Below are 13,562 nucleotides of genomic sequence, written 5' to 3'. Positions count from 1 at the left end.
CAGGAGCCGCCGTATGTCCCGTTCGCCAGACACCTTGTTGCGCCCCAGTCTGCTGGCTTTTGCCATCGCTTTCGGCACGCCGCTGATCAGCAGTCCGTTGCTCGCCGCTGAGCAAGCGTCCAGCGTGCGCGCCTACAACCTGCCGGCGGCGCCGCTGTCGACCACCCTGAACCAGATCGCCAGCCAAGGCGGCCTCGCCCTGTCGCTCAATCCTGCGCTGGCCGCCGGCAAAACCTCGGCGCCGGTCAACGGCCAGTACGACGCCGCCGGTGCCCTGCGCGCGGCTTTGCGCGGCACCGGTCTGCAGCTGGAACAGAGCAGCGCCGGCACTTACACCCTGGTGGCCGTGCCGGAAGGCACGCTGGCCCTGCCGGAAACTTCGGTCATCGGCGTGGAAAACTTCGAAAGCGCGTGGGGCCCGGTCGAAGGCTACACCGCGACCCGCACCGCCGCCGGCACCAAGACCGACACTGCGCTGGTCGAAGCACCGCGTTCGATTTCGGTGGCAACCCGTCAGCAAATGGACGACCGCAGCGTGCACAGCCTCGATGATGCCGTGCGCTACATGCCGGGCATCACCGCCAGCAGCTACGGCAGCGACACCCGCGCCGACTGGCTGCGCGTGCGCGGTTTCGAACCGACCCAGTTCCTCGATGGCCTACCGCTGCCCAAAGGCGTGTACGCCAACCCGAAACAGGAAACCTGGAACCTCGACCGCCTCGCCCTGCTCCGCGGTCCGGCCTCGTCGGTGTACGGCCAGACCCCGCCGGGCGGTTTGCTCGACATGGTCAGCCGCCGCCCGAGCGCTGAAGCCAGCAGCGAAATCCAGTTGCAATACGGCAGCGACAATCACCGCCAGATCAACTTCGCCAGCACCGGCAAGATCGATGACGCCGGGCAGTTTCTCTATGGCCTCAGCGGCGTGGTGCGCGACAGCGGCACCCAGGTCGATCACGTCGACAACAAGCGCTACAACATCGCGCCGAGCCTGACCTGGAACATCGATGACGACACCAAACTCACTCTGCTGAGCCAGTTCACCCGCGACGACACCGGCATCACCAGCCAGTTTCTGCCGATCCAGGGCACGAAGATCAAATCGCCGCTCGGTGATATTTCCCATCACAAGAATCTCGGCGATCCGGATTGGGAATACTACGACCGCACCTACTACGCGCTGGGTTATGCCTTCGAACATCGGTTGAACGATGTCTGGCAGTTCAAACAGAACCTGCGCTACACCAAGTCGGACCTGTCGTTCCAGTCGCTGACCCCTGGTTCCTATCCGTTCACCACCGTGGATGCAGAGGGCAACGTCGGCCGCACCAGCACCAGCGTCGACGAAGACATCAGCCAGTTTGCCGTGGACAACAACTTCCAGGCCGACTTCGCCACGGGTGAGGTTCGCCACACCTTGCTGCTGGGTCTGGATCACCAGCGCAGCAACACCAACTACACCTCGATCTTTGGGGATGGTCTGCAAACCAACGTCATCAACCCGATCTACGGCCAGCCGATCGTACGTCCGGCGCGCTCCACGGCGTTTTACGACTACAACCAGAAGACCTACCAGACCGGTCTCTACGTGCAGGACCAAATGGCTCTCGACCAGTGGCGCCTGACCCTCGGCGGCCGTGAAGACTGGGTGCACACCAGCACCCAATTCATCAACCAGAGCGACGCCACCAACACCCAGCGCGACAAGAAATTCAGCGGCAACGCGGAGCTCAGCTACGTCTTCGACAACGGCTTCGTGCCGTACCTGTCCTACGCCGAATCGTTCCAGCCGACCACGGGCGCCGATGCCACCTCGACCGGCTCGCTCAAGCCAACCGAAGGCAAGCAGTGGGAACTGGGCGTCAAATACCAGCCTCCGGGCAGCAAGACCCTGCTGACCGCCGCCGTGTATGACCTGACCCAGAAGAACGTCGCGGTGAACACCTTCGTCAACAACGTCTCGGTGACCAGCCAGACTGGCGAAGTGAAGGTCAAAGGCCTGGAACTCGAAGCCGTATCGGATGTGACTGACAACCTCAAAGTCATCGCTGCCTACACCCTGGCCAAGTCCGAAGTGCAGAAAGGCGTCGACAAGGGCAACCGCCTGCAACTGATGCCCAACCAACAAGCCTCGCTGTGGACCGACTACACCTGGCACGCCGGCGTGCTCGACGGTTTCGGTATCGGTGCCGGCGTGCGCTACACCGGCAACACCTACGGCGACAAGGCCAACACCTGGCTGGGCAAGGCCGATGCCTATACCGTGTTCGACGCCAGCGTGCATTATGATCTGGGCCGTCTGGACAACAGTCTCAAAGGTGCATCGCTGGCGGTGAACGCGACCAACCTGTTCGACAAGGACTACATTTCCACCTGCGACAGCTTCTATTGCTACTACGGCGACCAGCGCAGTGTCGTCGCCAGCGCCACTTACAAGTGGTAAGCCAGTGAGCTGAAACAGGCCATGTTCCCAGGCCGTCCGTACCGGACGGCTTTGGTGTTTTTGAAGGTCATGCAATGAAAAGTAAAACCATCCGCCGCTGGTCGTTCATCCACACCTGGACCAGCCTGATCTGCACGGTGTTTCTGCTGATGCTGGCGCTGACCGGTCTGCCGCTGATTTTCAGCCACGAGATTGATCACGCGCTGGGCAACGCCCCGGAGCTGCGCGAGATGCCGGCCGACACGCCGCAACTCGACCTGCAGCAACTGGTCGATGCCGCGCAGAAACATCGCCCGGGCGAAGTCATGCAGTACTTCGGTTATGACGACGAAGAGCCGAACGCGGCGTTCGCGATCATGGCCAAGACGGCCGACACCGAGCCGAACTCTTCGCACACCTTCATGCTCGATGCGCGCACTGGCGAAGCGCTGGAAACCCCTTCGGCCAACGGTGGCCTGATGCTGTTCATCCTGCGCCTGCACGTCGACATGTTTGCCGGGCTGCCGGGCAAGCTGCTGCTGGCGTTCATGGGGCTGCTGTTTGTCGTGGCGATCATCTCCGGCACGGTGCTGTACCTGCCATTCATGCGCCGCTTGAAATTCGGCACCGTGCGTCAGGACAAATCCACGCGGCTGCGCTGGCTCGATCTGCACAATTTGATTGGCGTCGTGACCCTGACCTGGTGCCTGGTGGTGGGCGTGACCGGGGTGATCAGCGCCTGCGCCGACCTGCTCATCGCCGCCTGGCGCAACGACGCGTTGACCACGCTGATCGCGCCGTATCGCGATGCGCCGCCGCTGACCCAACTGGCGCCGGCTACGCGGCTGCTCGACATCGCCGAGGAAGTCGCACCGGGGATGAAGCCGGATTTCATCGCCTTCCCCGGCACGCGCTTTTCCAGCGAGCACCATTACGCGGTATTCATGAAGGGCGGCACGCACCTGACTTCGCACCTGCTGACGCCGGTGCTGATCGACGCCACGACACTTCAAGTCACCGCCGTGGCGGAACGGCCTTGGTACATGGACGCCATGGGCATGTCGCAGCCGCTGCATTTTGGTGACTACGGCGGCATGCCGATGAAGATTCTCTGGGCGACCCTGGATGTGCTGACGATCATCGTGCTGGCCAGTGGCGTTTACCTTTGGGTAGTGCGGCGCAAGGCGGCCAAGCCTGTATTGGAAGCGGCGGAGGCCTCGGCATGAAGCCGCGTCAGTCGAGTTTCTGGAAGGTTTTCAGCACACCGATCGTGATCGCCCTGCTCAGTGCGGCGGGGCTGTTTGCGGCGTTGCTGGGGGATGGAATCTGGGATGCCTTGAGCTGGGTCGGGCTTGGCGTGCCGGCATTTCTGGCGATAAGAGGTTTTCTGCCGCGAAGCTGAGAATCCCTTGTGGGAGCGAGCCTGCTCGCGAAAGCGCCCGGACACTCAACATCAAAGTCGACTGTCACGACGCCTTCGCGAGCAGGCTCGCTCCCACATGGGTTCTGCGCCGGACTCGAGCAGGCTATGCTGCCCGATCATTGTCCTGATCGAGACCTTGCCCATGTCCGCCCCCAGCATGACCCTGTACCACAACACCCTGTCGCCCTTCGTCCGCAAGGTCATGGTGCTGCTGCACGAAACCGGTCAGCAGGATCGTGTCGCGCTGCAGGACTGTGTGCTCAGCCCTGTCAGCCCGAACCCGGAGCTGATCGCCGACAACCCGTTGAGCAAAATCCCCGCCCTGCGCCTGGCCGATGGCAATGTCATCCATGACAGCCGCGTCATCCTCGAATACCTCGATCAGCAGCACGTCGGCAATCCGCTGATCCCCCGTGAAGGTGCGGCGCGCTGGCGGCGCCTGACCCTGGCGTCGATGGCTGACGGGATCATGGATGCCTCGGTGATGGTGCGTTATGAAACCGTGCTGCGCCCGGTGGAAAAACACTGGGACGAATGGCTGGACGCTCAGCGCGACAAGATCCGCCGCGCCCTCGCCGTGCTGGAGAGCGAAGCGATTGCCGAGCTGACCAGCCACTTCGATGTCGCGGCGATCAGCGTGGCCTGCGCTTTGGGCTATCTGGATCTGCGCTTCCCGGACATGGACTGGCGTGCAGCCAATCCGCAACTGGCCAACTGGTATTTCGAGGTGAGTCAGCGACCGTCCATGGTGGCGACGATGCCCAAGCCTTAGATCTGGGCTGCCTGTTCCGGCCTCTTCGCGAGCAGGCTCGCTCCCACAGGATGGGTGCCATTCCACAATCCCTTGTGGGAGCGAATGCACCACCTCGGTTCCGGCGGCAGCGCTGCAACAATCAGCGTCAGCAGAACCGCCACTTCCCTGCGCTCAGCCCTCAACCCGCTCATTGCATCGCCTCCACGTCAAACTCCAGCGGCTTGGCGGACTTCAAACCAATCCCGTACCAGTCCAGTTTGCGGGTCAGCACCATGAACACCCCGAGCAGACCGAACAGCATCAGCGAGCCCATCAACAGCGCGTAATCCTCGGCGCTGAGCAAGCCGTACAGCAGGCCATACAGCGCCGCCAGCCCGGCCGAGAAACTCAAGCCGTGCCGCGCGCTGCGCAGGACGTGGCTGACATAGAAGCCGATCAGCAACACGCAGCCACTCGCCGACAACAGATACGCCAGCGCAAAACCGATGTGTTCCGACAGCGACAACAGCAGCAGGTAAAAGAATGCCAGCGCAACACCGACCAGGGCATATTGCACCGGGTGCACCGCCAGGCTCTTGAGCACTTCGAAGAGGAAGAAACCGGCGAAGGTGAGGACGATGAACAGCAGCGCATATTTGATCGCCCGATCGCTCTTCAGGTACTGATCCACCGGATCGATGAAGCTCACGCCGAAGCTGCGCCCGTTGAGTGCATCACAGTCGCCAGCGACGCAGCGCTCCATCGCCTCTTGCAGGTTGGTGGAGAAAAACGAGGTCTGCCAGTCGGCGCTGAAACCCTGATCGTTGATCTCGCGCTTGGCCGGCAGGAAGTTGCCGACGAAGCTGGGGTGCGGCCAATTGGCGGCGAGGCTGACGCTGCTGGTCTTGCCCACCGGCACCACACGCAGCGAGCCGGTGCCTTGCAGACGCAGGTCGAAACCGAAGGTCAGTTGCGTGGCTTTGCTGGCGTCGAGCGCCGGCAGGGTGACGTGCACACCCTCGCCGATCCAGGCCACTTCGCTGCCGGGCACGAAATCCAGTTGCTGGCCGCCGAGCTCGAGTTTCAGCGCGTTTTCGATACCGCGAATATCGCTGATACCGACGGCAAGGAACGGCGGGTCGAATTGGTAATCGGCAAAATTTTCCTTGATGCCCAACTGCGCCGGCAGGGAAAAATGCCCATCGATACGGTTGTCGGCGTGGAACAGCCGCGCCTCGTAGATCCCGCGTTTGCGCAGCTCGGTCTGCACCTGGCCGTCGAGTTCGAAACGCTCCGGCAGAAAGTACAGACGCCCGCGCGCTTCGCTGACTTCTTCGTAGCGCTTGTTGGTTTTCTCGTTGGTTTTCCAGGTGCGCACCACCTTGCGATACGGCACCACCATCACCGGCCCGGTCAGTTGCTGGCTGTAACTGGAGCTGCGCGCGATGTCTTCGAGCACACCGTCGCGCAGTTGCTGACGCTCATCGATGATGCCGTCGATCATCAGCAAGGGGATCAGCAACAGCAGGATCAACAAGGCAATCGCGCCGAGTTTGATGGTCAGATTCTTGTTCATGGGACTCTCCCTGTTTTGGATGGGGGGAGTCTGCTGATGCGCTGTGGTGGCAGTGTGGGGGGAATATGGAGATTGTGTGGAGAATGCATTCCCCTGTGGGAGCGAGCCTGCTCGCGAAGGCCGCGACTGGGTTTCAAGGCAAGCGCAATACCACTTCAACCCCGCCCTCGACATTGCCAATGCGCATCACCCAGTCATGCAACTTGACCACTTCTTCAACGAAGTTCAGCCCCAGCCCGGTGCTCTTGCGTCCGCTGTCCGGGCGCGGCAACGAGTAGAAGCGTTCGGTCAGGCGTGGCAAGGCGTAATCGGGAATCGGCGTGGTCTGGTTGAACAGGCGGAACTCGATCTGCTCGCCAACCCGCTCGGCGCTCAAGCGCAACAGCCCCGACGTCGGGGTGAAATCGAGTGCGTTTTCCAGCAGATTGCCCAACGCCTGGCGCAGCAGAAACGGCTCGCCAATCAACAGCAGATCCTCGCCGATCGCTTGCTCGACGCGCAGTTGTTTGCCCTCGATCCGCGCGGCCTGCGCCTGGAGCAGTTCTGCAACCAACAGCGCCAGCGGCACTGCCACGCGCTCATCCAACCCTTGGCGTTGTTCGACTTGCGCCAGATTAAGCAGGCGCTCGATCAACTGCTGCATCCGCGCGCTTTCGCTGTCGATGTTGCTGACAAAGCGCAAACGCTGGACGGGCGGCATCTCGCTTTGCAACAGCTCCGCTGCGCCCCGGATCGCCGCCAGCGGACTTTTCAATTCATGGGTCAGGGTGTGCACGTAGCGCTCGACGTAGGCCTTGCCTTCGAGCTGCGTGCGCATCTGCTCGACCGCCGTCGCCAGTTGCTCCAGTTCGCCGCCGCGATAGTGCGGCACTTCCACGCGCCGGCCTTCGCTCACCGCTTGGGCATAACCGGTCAAACGGTGCAGCGCGCGGCTCAGCCACCATGAGAGCAAAGCACCGAAGAGCAGGCCGAGGCCGATCAGTCCGGCGCCGTAAAACAGCAAACGCCGCTCGGTGCGATCGACGTAGGGCTGCAGCGAACTGTTGGGCTTGGCCACGGTGACCACGCCGATGATCATGCCGTTGTCGCGGATCGGCGCGCCGACGTGCATCACTGAAGAGCTCGGATCGTCAGGATCACTGCGGCTGGAGCGCGCGCCGTACTCGCCGCGCAGGGTCAGGTAAACATCGTTCCAGCGCGAATAATCCTGGCCGACCGCGACGCCGCTGGAGTCGAGCACGACGATGCCCTTGGCGTCGGTGACGTAGATGCGGTGGTTGACCTGGTTCTTCGGCAAGCCCCAGATGGTCGCTTGCGGCTGCCGCTCGCCATAGGCACGGAGCAGTTGCGGCCAGCGGTTCTCGCTGAGGGTGCCGGCCTTGAAATCGTCGCGCAGGATTTCTGCCATCAGGTTGGCGGTGTCGACCAGCGTTTCTTCGGTGGACTGACGCACGCCGGGGCGGATTTCCTCCATCACCGTGTTGAGGACGAAATAACCGGTGAGGCCGACAAACAGCACGTACACCATAAAGATTCGCAGCCCCAGCGACATCAGCTGTGCCCCGGGCTGTAGCTGTAACCGAGGCCGCGATGGGTCTGGATCGGCTCGGCCTCGGCGCGCACCAGGCGCAACTTGGCGCGCAGGCTTTTGATGTGACTGTCGATGCTGCGCTCGTAACCGGCATCAGCGGCAACGCCCAGCGCATCGAGCAATTGCTCGCGGCTGAACACCCGCTCAGGTTGTTCGAGCAGGCATTGCAACAAGCGGAATTCATGGCGGGTCAGGCTCAGCGGCTGGCCGCGATAGCTGATCTGCACGCGCTCGGCATCGATGCGAAACAGCGTTGAGCCTGCTTCCAGGGTTGCGCGCGGCGCCATGCGCTTGAGGATGGCTTTGACCCGCGCCGCCACTTCACGCGGGCTGAACGGCTTGACCACGTAATCGTCGGCACCGATCTCCAGGCCCACCACGCGGTCGATCTCGGCGTCGCGGGCGCTGAGAAACAGCACCGGCACTTCCGTGAAGCGCCGCAATTGTTTGCAGGTTTCGAAGCCACTGATGTCCGGCAAACCGATATCGAGAATGATCAGGTCGGCCGGGGTTTGCCGCTGATGCTCCAACGCCGCCGCGCCGAGGTTCAGCCACGTGGTGCTGAACCCCTCGCCCTGCAAGGCAAAAATCAGTGTGTCGGCAATCGCCGCTTCGTCTTCGACAATCAGGATGTGCGGCATGGCGTCCGAGCCCGTGGCAGTTAGTGCGCGAACGGTGCCCCAAGCCCGGGGTTACGTCAATCAGACCACTTAGCAGTCAGGCTTGTCGGCGGTGTAACGCCGCGCCGGGTTGACCGCCGCGCCGAACTCGCGCAAGGCCTTGGCGCCGATCAGCAGCGGATAGTTGAAGTGGCTGCGGTCGGTCAGGTTGACCTCGACGGTGCGTTTGACGTTGCCCAGGCACAGTTCCAGATCGACCACCGGGCGCTTGGCGACATCGCTGCTGTCGCGCTCTTCATCGTCCTCGTCGGAACGGCTTTTGATCTTGCTGATGCGCGCGACCTTATGCTCGAAAACCTTGTTGCTGGCATCTTTGGTGGCGAGGCGGAAACGCACCCAGTCTTCGCCGTCGCGGGTGAAGGTCTCGATGTCCTTGGCCGACAGCGAGGCGGTCAGCGCGCCGGTGTCCATCTTGGCCTTGAGCACTTCGCCACCGATTTCCGGCAGCGCGATGTATTCGTAGCGACCGTACAGCGTCGGCTCGGCGGCCATGACCGGCAGCGCAACGAGGGCAAACAGAGCAAGGAGGGATTTCACGTAAGGGGTTTCCTTGGGAGGTTGGGCAACGGGATTTTAGACCGTCGCGCGGTTGATCGTTCCCACGCTCTGCGTGGGAATGCATCCAGTGACGCTCTGCGTCACAGGGGACGCGGAGCGTCCCGGGCGGCGTTTACCACGCAGAGCGTGGGAACGATCAGGTTAACGGGACTGAAGTGAAACATTCGTAAGCACCGATTTGGCCTGCTGCGCGAAGCTGCTTATCATGGCTCGCCCCTGCCACTTCATAGAGTTGCTTATGCGCCGCCTGCTCACCGGCTGTTTCGTCACCCTGCTGCTGTTGCTCAACACCCTGATCCTGATCGGGCCGTTGATGGTGTTTGCCCTGCTCAAACTGGTCGCACCCGGGCGCTGGCGGGATTACGCGTCGGGGGCGGTGATGTGGATTGCCGAGACCTGGGCCGAGATCGACAAGCTGATCTTCCGGCTGTGCATCCCGACGCAGTGGGACATTCGCGGCGGCGACGATCTGCGCCGCGACACGTCCTATCTGGTGGTCAGCAACCATCAATCGTGGGTCGACATTCCGGCACTGATCCAGACCCTCAACCGGCGCACGCCGTTCTTCAAATTCTTCCTGAAGAAAGAGCTGATCTGGGTGCCGTTCCTGGGCTTGGCGTGGTGGGCGCTGGATTACCCGTTCATGAAGCGCTACACCAAAGCCTTTCTGGCAAAGAACCCCGAGCTGGCGGGCAAGGATCTGGAAATCACCAAAGCGGCGTGCGAGCTGTTCAAGCGCCAGCCGGTGACGGTGGTGAATTATCTGGAAGGCACGCGCTACACCCTGGCGAAAAGCACCCAGCAGGAATCACCGTTCAACCACTTGCTCAAACCCAAGGCCGGCGGCGTGGCGTTCGTGCTGGCGGCGATGGGTGAACAACTCGACGCAATGCTGGATGTGACGGTGGTGTATCCGCAGGAAAAAATCCCGGGCTTCTGGGACCTGATCAGCGGCAGCGTGCCGCGAGTGATCATCGACATCAGGACCCGCGAACTCGACCCGGCGCTGTGGCAGGGCGATTACGAGAAAGATCCCGCGTTTCGCCAGCGTGTCCAGAACTGGGTCAACCAACTCTGGACCGAAAAGGATCAGCGCATCGCCGAACTGCGCAACGAGCGCCGCTGACTCAAGTGCCGGTGCCGACACCCCAGATGCTGCCCAGGCTGCTCAACAGCGAACCGCCGACGCCCTGCTGACCGAGGTATTGCAGCAACACCGGGGCAAACTGGCCGATCATGCCGCTGTCCATGCCCAGCGCGCTGAACGCGTTGTTCAGGTCGTTGCTGTCTTTGACATTACCCAGCGCATTCTCAAGGCCAGCGGACTTGCCGGACGAACCGAGCAACGCCCCGAGCGCCGCCAGATTGCCGCTGCCACCGGACAGCTTGTCGATGCCCGGCACTTCCTTGGCCAGTTGCGAGTAGTCGGTGCTGCTCAACTGATTCTTCGCCAGCCCGAGCATCGCACTGGTACCGCCAACGGCCTGCTCCGGCGTGACGTCCAGCGCACTCAGCGCACTCAACAAACCAGCGGTCTCCGAGGTCGGCGCCGCAGCGGCCGCCTTGTCACCACCCTGCATCCCCGCTACCGCACCGGCCACGTCGTTCAAACTGAAACCGGCAAACACAGGCCCGGCGGCCAGAGTCAGGAGCGATGCCAGGGCAAAACCGCGTGAAATCTTCATTCAGACATCCTCTTGGGAAAAGCAGCCGCCGGACAACGGCGACGAAACTGCCGGTTTGACCGGGGATCGGGCGGCATGTTCCTGGCGACGCATCCCATTCTCTACGCACTCACCTAAATGAATTGTTCAATCGTTGAATAGCTACTTCACTATTCGACTTCAAGCTGAAAACCCAACTATTTATTTCGATTAGAACTAACCAACTGTCAGATCTGACAGTTGGCAGTCATAACGATGCAAGTGAATATCTCCACTCCAATTACGTAACGGAGTACGAAATGATGAAGTTGAAAATTGTCACTGGCGCCCTGCTTGGTCTGACCATGATGAGTACTGCCTATGCTGCAACCTGCCCAACGATATCAGTGACTCATGCGCAAGGCGCCGAAGATGTCACCTTCACTTCTGCCCGACTTAAAGATAAAGACACTGCCAATTCGGTTGTCATCTGCCGATACGAAGGTGAGGCAGACCTTGGCGTCTCGGCTGGCTACAGAAACGACACTCCGGTTCAAGCCACCGGTAGCAATTGGAACGGTGATGAGTGTGCAACCAAGGATGGTGACGCCCGCAAATGCGCCTTTAAATAACTGGTCGAACACAGAACGAAAAAGGGCAGCCCGATCGGCTGCCCTTTTTACATGGGTAGAACTTACGCCGCACTGAACAACTTATGCGGATCAATCACAAACTTCTTCGGCACGCCCGCATCGAACTCGCCGTAACCTTCCGGCGCTTGATCGAGGCTGATGACCTGCACGCCAACCACTTCGGCAATGTTGATGCGGTCCCACATGATCGCCTGCATCAGCTGGCGGTTGTACTTCATCACTGGAGTCTGCCCAGTGTGGAAGCTGTGGGATTTGGCCCAACCCAGGCCGAAGCGGATACTCAGGCTGCCCATTTTCGCCGCGGCGTCGACGGCGCCCGGATCTTCGGTGACGTAAAGGCCCGGGATACCGATCTTGCCGGCAACGCGCACCACGCCCATCAGTGAGTTGAGCACCGTGGCCGGGGCTTCGGCCTTGACGCCGTCGTGGCCGTGGCCGCGGGCTTCGAAACCGACGCAGTCCACCGCGCAATCGACTTCCGGCTCGCCCAGCAGCGCGGCGATCTGTTCGTGCAGCGGGGTGTCCTTGGACAGGTCGACGACCTCAAAACCCTGGGCCTTGGCGTGGGCCAGGCGGATGGTGTTGACGTCGCCGACGATCACCACCGCCGCACCGAGCAAGCGTGCGGAAGCGGCAGCGGCGAGGCCGACCGGACCGGCGCCAGCGATGTACACGGAGCTCCCCGGGCCAACGCCGGCAGTGACGGCGCCGTGGTAACCGGTCGGGAGGATGTCGGAGAGGCAGGTCAGGTCGCGGATTTTCTCCATGGCCTTGTCGCGATCCGGCAGTTTCAGCAGGTTGAAGTCGGCGTACGGCACCAACACGTATTCGGCCTGGCCACCGGTCCAGTCGCCCATGTCGACGTAACCGTATGCGCCGCCGGCACGGGCCGGGTTGACGGTCAGGCAGACGCCGGTGTGTTGCTCCTTGCAGGAACGGCAGCGCCCGCAAGCCACGTTGAACGGAACAGAGACCAGATCGCCGATCTTCAGGTTTTCGACGTCGGAGCCCTTTTCGATCACCTCGCCGGTGATTTCGTGACCCAGCACCAGACCGGTCTGCGCCGTGGTCCGGCCGCGCACCATGTGCTGGTCGGAGCCGCAGATGTTGGTGGAAACCACTTTGAGAATGACCCCGTGCTCGATCTTGCGACCGCGCGGGTCCTGCATTTTCGGATAGTCGATTTTCTGTACTTCGACCTTGCCAGCGCCGAGATACACCACACCACGATTGCCAGACATGCTTTCACCTCGCTGTTGTTTTTATGGAACTGCGTTGCCCGGGTTGGGCAGCGCGTTGAGTGCTCGGGTATTGCTTGTTGGTCTTGCGTTGTTTGTTATGGCCCCTTCGCGAGCAGGCTGGCTCCCACATTGGAATGCATACCCCTGTGGGAGCGAGCCTGCTCGCGAAAGCGATCTAGAGAACGACGGTTCTGTTAGCGTTCAAGAACACCCGTCTTTCGATGTGATACCCAACCGCCCGCGCCAGCGTCAGGCCTTCGATATCGCGCCCCTTGGCGATCAGGTCTTCGGGGTAATGACTGTGATCCACCGCCTCGACGCCCTGGGCGATGATCGGCCCTTCATCAAGATCGTTGTTGATGTAGTGCGCCGTCGCGCCCACCAGTTTCACGCCCTTGTTGTAGGCCTGGTGATACGGCTTGGCGCCCTTGAAGCCCGGCAGCAGCGAGTGATGAATGTTGATCGCCTTGCCATCGAGCTTGCGGCACAGCTCCGGCGATAGCACCTGCATGTAGCGGGCGAGGATCACCAGTTCGGCACCGGCCTCTTCGATCACCTGCCAGACCTGACGCTCCTGCGCCGGTTTGTCATTGGGATCGAGAGGGAAATGGTAGTAGGGAATCTGGTGCCAGTCGGCCAACGGCTTGAGATCCGGATGGTTGGACACCACCGCTGCCACGTCCATCGACAACTGGCCGATGCGCTGGCGATAGAGCAAGTCGTTGAGGCAGTGATCGGCCTTGGACACCATGATCACCACTTTCGGCCGATAGTTCGGCGCGGTCAGCTCGAAGAGCATGCCGAACGCTTCTCCGCGCTCGGCCAAACCTGCGCGGAAAGATTGTTCGTCGAAACCATCAGGCTGACGGAATTCCACGCGAATGAAGAAACGCCCGGAGAGGCGGTCATCGAATGAGTGGTGCTCGGTGACATAACAGCCCTGCTCGAACAGAAAACGCGTGACCGCGTCCACCGTGCCGAGGACGCTGGGGCAGTCGGCGGTCAGAATCCATGTGTCTGGGGCGCGGCTCATATTTTTTCCTCT

Annotated in this window: 13 protein-coding genes; 6 read left to right on the top strand and 7 right to left on the bottom strand. The window is 61.6% G+C overall.

The window, feature by feature from the left end; genetic code table 11:
- Positions 1–13: 13 nt before the first annotated feature.
- The 4 genes from AB4N47_RS25420 (at position 14) to AB4N47_RS25405 (ending at position 4,614) form a co-directional block, all read left to right on the top strand.
- Positions 14–2,440 carry a TonB-dependent siderophore receptor gene (locus AB4N47_RS25420; protein WP_460154373.1) on the top strand — a complete coding sequence of 809 codons (2,427 nt, stop codon included), beginning with the start codon at positions 14–16 and terminating at the stop codon, positions 2,438–2,440.
- A gap of 74 nt (positions 2,441–2,514) precedes the next feature.
- On the top strand, positions 2,515–3,645 hold the full coding sequence (locus AB4N47_RS25415) for a PepSY-associated TM helix domain-containing protein (protein ID WP_460154372.1): 1,131 nt from the start codon (positions 2,515–2,517) through the stop codon (positions 3,643–3,645).
- Positions 3,642–3,821 (top strand): hypothetical protein, encoded by a 180-nt coding sequence (locus AB4N47_RS25410; protein ID WP_016772844.1) that lies wholly within the window; start codon positions 3,642–3,644, stop codon positions 3,819–3,821. Before AB4N47_RS25415 ends, AB4N47_RS25410 begins: the two co-directional genes overlap by 4 nt.
- A gap of 163 nt (positions 3,822–3,984) precedes the next feature.
- Complete coding sequence (locus AB4N47_RS25405) at positions 3,985–4,614, top strand: glutathione S-transferase (RefSeq protein ID WP_051600799.1); 630 nt, start codon at positions 3,985–3,987, stop codon at positions 4,612–4,614.
- Positions 4,615–4,783: 169 nt separating this feature from the next.
- Here AB4N47_RS25405 and creD read toward each other — a convergent pair whose 3' ends face one another.
- The 4 genes from creD to rloA2 all read right to left on the bottom strand — a co-directional run bounded on the left by creD (position 4,784) and on the right by rloA2 (position 8,959).
- Positions 4,784–6,151, bottom strand: coding sequence for a cell envelope integrity protein CreD (gene creD / locus AB4N47_RS25400; RefSeq protein ID WP_341638060.1), 1,368 nt, complete (start codon positions 6,149–6,151; stop codon positions 4,784–4,786).
- Positions 6,152–6,284: 133 nt separating this feature from the next.
- A complete protein-coding gene (gene creC / locus AB4N47_RS25395) occupies positions 6,285–7,703 on the bottom strand; it encodes a two-component system sensor histidine kinase CreC (protein WP_460154371.1) in 1,419 nt (472 codons plus the stop codon).
- Positions 7,703–8,383: a two-component system response regulator CreB gene (gene creB / locus AB4N47_RS25390; protein WP_024014583.1), complete on the bottom strand. Its 681-nt coding sequence runs from the start codon at positions 8,381–8,383 to the stop codon at positions 7,703–7,705. The genes creC and creB overlap by 1 nt, the downstream gene beginning before the upstream one ends.
- 69 nt (positions 8,384–8,452) lie before the next feature.
- Entirely contained in the window at positions 8,453–8,959 is a 507-nt protein-coding gene (rloA2, locus tag AB4N47_RS25385) for a retropepsin-like aspartic peptidase RloA2 (protein WP_016772839.1), read from the bottom strand.
- Between the two features lie 259 nt (positions 8,960–9,218).
- On the opposite strand from rloA2, the gene AB4N47_RS25380 reads away from it, so the two are divergent.
- Positions 9,219–10,106, top strand: a complete 888-nt coding sequence (locus tag AB4N47_RS25380; protein ID WP_341638062.1) for an acyltransferase — start codon at positions 9,219–9,221, stop codon at positions 10,104–10,106.
- A gap of 1 nt (position 10,107) precedes the next feature.
- Here the strand turns inward: AB4N47_RS25380 and AB4N47_RS25375 are convergent, their stop codons facing one another.
- Positions 10,108–10,665, bottom strand: coding sequence for a DUF2780 domain-containing protein (locus AB4N47_RS25375; protein ID WP_041476745.1), 558 nt, complete (start codon positions 10,663–10,665; stop codon positions 10,108–10,110).
- 278 nt (positions 10,666–10,943) lie between these two features.
- Here AB4N47_RS25375 and AB4N47_RS25370 point away from each other — a divergent pair, with 278 nt between their 5' ends.
- Positions 10,944–11,255, top strand: coding sequence for a hypothetical protein (locus AB4N47_RS25370; RefSeq protein ID WP_341638063.1), 312 nt, complete (start codon positions 10,944–10,946; stop codon positions 11,253–11,255).
- Positions 11,256–11,317: 62 nt separating this feature from the next.
- Here the strand turns inward: AB4N47_RS25370 and fdhA are convergent, their stop codons facing one another.
- Together fdhA and purU are read right to left on the bottom strand one after the other, a co-directional pair.
- Positions 11,318–12,517, bottom strand: coding sequence for a formaldehyde dehydrogenase, glutathione-independent (fdhA, locus tag AB4N47_RS25365; RefSeq protein WP_016772834.1), 1,200 nt, complete (start codon positions 12,515–12,517; stop codon positions 11,318–11,320).
- 175 nt (positions 12,518–12,692) lie between these two features.
- The gene (purU, locus tag AB4N47_RS25360) at positions 12,693–13,550 is read right to left on the bottom strand and encodes a formyltetrahydrofolate deformylase (protein WP_016772833.1); all 858 of its coding nucleotides are present in this window, start codon (positions 13,548–13,550) and stop codon (positions 12,693–12,695) included.
- Between the last annotated feature and the right edge of the window lie 12 nt (positions 13,551–13,562).

Source organism: Pseudomonas sp. S3_G06, from assembly GCF_054667565.1.
Note: the sequence above shows the minus strand (reverse complement) of the source record. Positions and strands in the feature narration are given on the sequence as shown.

Excerpts from the sequence above, each read along its gene's own strand:
- AB4N47_RS25420 (WP_460154373.1), top strand. The coding sequence starts at position 14 with ATGTCCCGTTCGCCAGACACCTTGTTGCGCCCCAGTCTGCTGGCTTTT.
- AB4N47_RS25415 (WP_460154372.1), top strand. The coding sequence starts at position 2,515 with ATGAAAAGTAAAACCATCCGCCGCTGGTCGTTCATCCACACCTGGACC.
- AB4N47_RS25410 (WP_016772844.1), top strand. The coding sequence starts at position 3,642 with ATGAAGCCGCGTCAGTCGAGTTTCTGGAAGGTTTTCAGCACACCGATC.
- AB4N47_RS25405 (WP_051600799.1), top strand. The coding sequence starts at position 3,985 with ATGTCCGCCCCCAGCATGACCCTGTACCACAACACCCTGTCGCCCTTC.
- creD (WP_341638060.1), bottom strand. The coding sequence starts at position 6,151 with ATGAACAAGAATCTGACCATCAAACTCGGCGCGATTGCCTTGTTGATC.
- creC (WP_460154371.1), bottom strand. The coding sequence starts at position 7,703 with ATGTCGCTGGGGCTGCGAATCTTTATGGTGTACGTGCTGTTTGTCGGC.
- creB (WP_024014583.1), bottom strand. The coding sequence starts at position 8,383 with ATGCCGCACATCCTGATTGTCGAAGACGAAGCGGCGATTGCCGACACA.
- AB4N47_RS25380 (WP_341638062.1), top strand. The coding sequence starts at position 9,219 with ATGCGCCGCCTGCTCACCGGCTGTTTCGTCACCCTGCTGCTGTTGCTC.
- AB4N47_RS25375 (WP_041476745.1), bottom strand. The coding sequence starts at position 10,665 with ATGAAGATTTCACGCGGTTTTGCCCTGGCATCGCTCCTGACTCTGGCC.
- AB4N47_RS25370 (WP_341638063.1), top strand. The coding sequence starts at position 10,944 with ATGATGAAGTTGAAAATTGTCACTGGCGCCCTGCTTGGTCTGACCATG.
- fdhA (WP_016772834.1), bottom strand. The coding sequence starts at position 12,517 with ATGTCTGGCAATCGTGGTGTGGTGTATCTCGGCGCTGGCAAGGTCGAA.
- purU (WP_016772833.1), bottom strand. The coding sequence starts at position 13,550 with ATGAGCCGCGCCCCAGACACATGGATTCTGACCGCCGACTGCCCCAGC.